Origin of the sequence: Desulfurella sp. (assembly GCF_023256235.1) — a bacterium.
GTDB lineage: Bacteria > Campylobacterota_A > Desulfurellia > Desulfurellales > Desulfurellaceae > Desulfurella.
On sequence record NZ_JAGDWY010000071.1, the window covers coordinates 10,101 to 14,341 of the forward strand.

General features: G+C 31.0%; 6 protein-coding genes. All 6 read right to left on the bottom strand.

Translation table 11 applies throughout. From position 1 onward, the window contains the following. The coding region (locus tag Q0C22_RS07835) for a hypothetical protein (protein ID WP_291493479.1) at nucleotides 1-189 on the bottom strand (189 nt) is incomplete at its 3' end. A 133-nt stretch (nucleotides 190-322) separates the two neighbouring features. Continuing rightward, complete coding sequence (locus tag Q0C22_RS07840; RefSeq protein WP_291493481.1) at nucleotides 323-991, bottom strand: winged helix-turn-helix domain-containing protein; 669 nt, start codon at nucleotides 989-991, stop codon at nucleotides 323-325. Nucleotides 992-994: 3 nt separating this feature from the next. Next, complete coding sequence (gene phoU / locus Q0C22_RS07845) at nucleotides 995-1,654, bottom strand: phosphate signaling complex protein PhoU (RefSeq protein ID WP_272979615.1); 660 nt, start codon at nucleotides 1,652-1,654, stop codon at nucleotides 995-997. Between the two features lie 8 nt (nucleotides 1,655-1,662). Continuing rightward, nucleotides 1,663-2,442, bottom strand: coding sequence for a phosphate ABC transporter ATP-binding protein PstB (gene pstB / locus Q0C22_RS07850; RefSeq protein WP_291493497.1), 780 nt, complete (start codon nucleotides 2,440-2,442; stop codon nucleotides 1,663-1,665). Beyond that, the gene (pstA, locus tag Q0C22_RS07855) at nucleotides 2,439-3,272 is read right to left on the bottom strand and encodes a phosphate ABC transporter permease PstA (protein WP_291493499.1); all 834 of its coding nucleotides are present in this window, start codon (nucleotides 3,270-3,272) and stop codon (nucleotides 2,439-2,441) included. Before pstA ends, pstB begins: the two co-directional genes overlap by 4 nt. 1 nt (nucleotide 3,273) lies before the next feature. Further along, nucleotides 3,274-4,200 (bottom strand): phosphate ABC transporter permease subunit PstC, encoded by a 927-nt coding sequence (gene pstC, locus Q0C22_RS07860; protein ID WP_291493501.1) that lies wholly within the window; start codon nucleotides 4,198-4,200, stop codon nucleotides 3,274-3,276. Between the last annotated feature and the right edge of the window lie 41 nt (nucleotides 4,201-4,241).

Consider the following 4,241-nt stretch of genomic DNA (forward strand, 5'->3'; position numbering starts at 1 on the left):
CAATATAACTGTATTTTTGCTATCAACAAGCAAAACACCAAGTTTAATGTTTTCTATAACTTTCAAAAGATTAGATCTATGAAGACTAAGTTTATCGATTTTTTGAGATTGCCTTTCAATAATCTTGCTAACAATAGGAAAAACCCTAAAAAAAACATTACCATGGTTTTGGAAGCTTTCCTGGATCAAATGACTGAATCCTTCTATAAGTACAATTGTTAAAATAATATATAAAATTAAGCTTAAAAAATATAGATGAAATAAATGAAAAACAGCTAAACTAATAAGAAAATTGAGTAATAAAATAAAAAAAAATAAAAATTTATAAAATAAGGCCATAACCTACTTTTGGCTTTGATTTAATTATATCTGCTTTAGTACCTAATTTTTTACGCAAAGAAGATATATGAACATCAACTGTCCTGGTTTGCACTTGACTATCGTAACCCCAAACTTTTGTAAATAATTCTTCTCGCGAAAAAATTTTATTGGGGTTTGATAAAAAAAGTCTCAAAAGTTCGAATTCTTTGGTTGTTAAATCAAGAATTTTATTGTCTAGATACGCATTGAATGTGTTTAAATCAAGTTCTATACCGTTAAATATCAGTTTGTTATCTTTCTTTTCAATTCTTCTTAATAATGCTTTTATCTTAGCTATTAAAACTTTTACAGAAAATGGCTTGACAATATAATCATCTGCTCCGTCTGCAAGCAATTTTGTGATTATGCTTTCTTGCGATTTTGCACTCAAAATAATTACAGCAATATCTTTGTACTCATTTTTAGATTTTAATAATTTAAGAAAATCTTCCCCTTGTAAACCAGGAAGCATAAGATCCAATATTATAACATTGGGTATAAAATCCTTCAAAAGAAGCATTGCATAATTAGCATCACCTGCAATAACTGTTTTGAAACCTTCTTTGTTTAAGTTGAATTCAATTAAATGAGATATTGTTTCTTCATCTTCTACAATTAGTATATTAAACATTTCTTACAAATCTTTGATGCGTTTGTGCTTAAAAATTTCACCCGTTGCTATATAAAGAGATAATTCAGCAATATTTGTAGCTTCATCTGCAATGCGCTCTATAGCGCGTGCTATAAAAATCATTGGTATAGTCAAAATTGAAGCATTTTGCTCATTTGTCATTTGTGCCATCTCTTTAATTATAGATAACTCACATTTATCAACATAATCATCGCTTTTTATAACAGAAATAGCTTTAGAATAATCTTTAGAAAAAAAGGAATCAAGTGCTGTTTCAAGCATAATAATAGTCTTATCCTTCATATTGGAAATTTCACTCGTATCAACTCTAAAATCTACAAAATCAATTTTTTCTACCCATTCAGCAATATTTGTAGCATTATCAGCAATACGCTCCAGAAATGTATTGATTTTTAAAGCTGATAAAACAATCCTTAGATCTTCAGCTAAAGGCCACCTTAGGGCTATTAAGTTTGCACAAAACTCATCTATATCATTATCCAAAGCATCGACTTCATCATCAAGTTCTTTTACTTTTTGAGCCAACTCAAGGTCTTTATTTATCAATGAATCAATAGAGTAAATAAACATACGTGTAGCTGCCTGTGCCATATTTGAAATTTTTACCCTCAATTGTCTTAAATCTTCATCTAATAGTCTCATATATGCTCCTATCCAAACCTACCCATGATGTAGTCTTGTGTTTTTTTATCTTTTGGGTTTGTAAACATTATATTTGTTTTATCGTACTCAATAACTTCACCATCCATTAAAAAAAGTGTATATTCAGATACACGAGCTGCTTGTTGCAAATTATGTGTTACTGCTATAATAGTCAACTTTTTCGAAAGTTCAACCATTAAATCTTCAATTTTTGATGTTGAGATAGGATCAAGTGAAGCGGTAGATTCATCAAACACCAAAACTTCAGGGTTAACTGCAATTGCACGTGCAATGCACAATCTTTGCTGCTGACCACCGGATAAATTTGTGGCAAGCTTATCAAGTCTATCTTTTACTTCATCCCAAAGAGCAGCATCTTTTAGAGCTTTTTCTACTCTATCTTTTAATTCTGTTTTATTTTTGATACCTTTTAATTTTAAACCAAATGCAATATTTTCGAAAATTGACATAGGAAAAGCGGTAGGTTTTTGAAAAACCATACCAACTCTATCTCTTAACTCTATCAAATCTATTTTGGGATCCAAAATATTTGTATCATCAATAAAAATTTCACCTTCGTATCGATTATTTGCATATAAATCATGCATGCGGTTAAAACACCTTGCAAGCGTAGTTTTGCCGGATCCAGATGGTCCAATGAGTGCCAAAATCGTGTTTTCTTTCACGCAAAAATTTAGATCTTTTAAAGCAATCTTGTTGCCATAATAAAAATTAAAATTCCTTACATCAATTTTTTGTTTCCCATCGATTTTACAAATATATTTCAACGACTAAACCTCCAATAAGAAAACAATCTACTTGCAATATTAAATAACAAAACGCTAAAAGTCAAAATTATTGCGGCAGCCCATGCTAAATGATGCCAGCTATCATATGGTCCCATAGCGTAATCATACATTGTTACAGTTAGAGTTGCTATAGGTTTGTTTAGTTTGTAACTTTCAAAATTACTGTTAAATGATGTAAACAAAAGCGGAGCCGTCTCACCTAAAATTCGCGAGATAGCAAGCAATATAACACTTACTATACCAACAATAGCTTCTTTTGCTACAACTTTAAAAATTACTATGTACTTTGGTGCCCCAAGTGCATAAGCTGCTTCTCTCAACTCATTTGGCACAAGCTTTAATATATTATCTATAGAGCTTATTACAATTGGTATCATAAGCAAAGCAAGCGCAATAGAACCTGCAATAACAGAAAAGCCACCCATTGGCACAACGACCAAAGCATAAACAAAAATACCTATTATTATGGAAGGAATACTTGTCATCGCATCAGAAACATTCCTAATAACATTAGATAAAAAACTATCTTTGCCATATTCACTCAAATATATACCACCAAGTATGCCAGTTGGTATACCAAGCAGTGATGCTAAACCTACAACTTCCAATTGGCCCAAAATAGCAAACTTTAAACCACCACCTTCATCTCCAGGTGATACAGCATTTTGTGTAAACACAGACCAGTTAATATAATGAAAGCCCTTTTCAATTAAACTGACAATTATCCAGAACAAAAAAAATAATCCAATAAATGCACTAATTGTAGAAATAGATAATCCAATATAATTTTTTATTTTGCGTTTTCTCATTTTAATTCCCCGTTTTTCTCAAAAAAAACATTTTTGATCCAATAATCAAAAGAAAACTCAGCAAAAATAAAATGAAAGCCAATAAATACATTGAGGATAAATATAAATGAGAACTTGCTTCTGTAAACTCATTTGCAATTGTTGCAGTAACTGTAGTGGTTGCAGACATTAATGATGTAGGAAGGCTGTCCTGATTTCCAATAACAAATGTTACAGCCATAGTTTCACCTATTGCCCTTCCTAAACTTATAAGCACAGCACCAATAATAGCACTTTTTGAATATCTAAACATAACCTTTGAGATAGTTTCCCACTTTGTTGCACCAAGCGCATATGCAGATTCTTTAAGTAAATCTGGCGTTATCTTTAGCGCATCTCTAGCCAATGCTGCAGTAAATGGTATAATCATTATTGCAAGCACAACGCTGGCCGTAAATAGACTTACACTCGAAGAATAACCATAAAAATATTGGCCAATAACAGGCAGTTTTGCAAGTGTAGAATTAAATAACGGCTGTACATATTTTTCAATCAATGGACCTAAATAAAATAGACCCCAAAAACCATAAATTACACTAGGAATAGCTGCAAGCAATTCTATTGCAATACCGATCGGAGTTTTTAAAAAATTCGGACAAATTTCAACCAAAAAAATTGCTATACCAAGCGCTATAGGTATAGCAATAATAGCCGAAATAACTGTTGTTAGAAATGTGCCAACAAGCGCAATCAAACCTCCAAATTTATCAAAAGCTGGAGACCATATGTTGCTTGTTATAAAGCTAAAAAAACCAAAGTGGCTTATCGCATCCTTTGAATTTATATAAAGGACTAAAAATAAACCCGCAATAACAAGTAAAGTAAAATATGCAAAAAACATAGAAATATGTTTTAAAAAAAAGTCAATAATAATAAACTTTTTTCTCATTATTATTCCTCTTTATTTATTTTAATTTTAAGGTTAACATT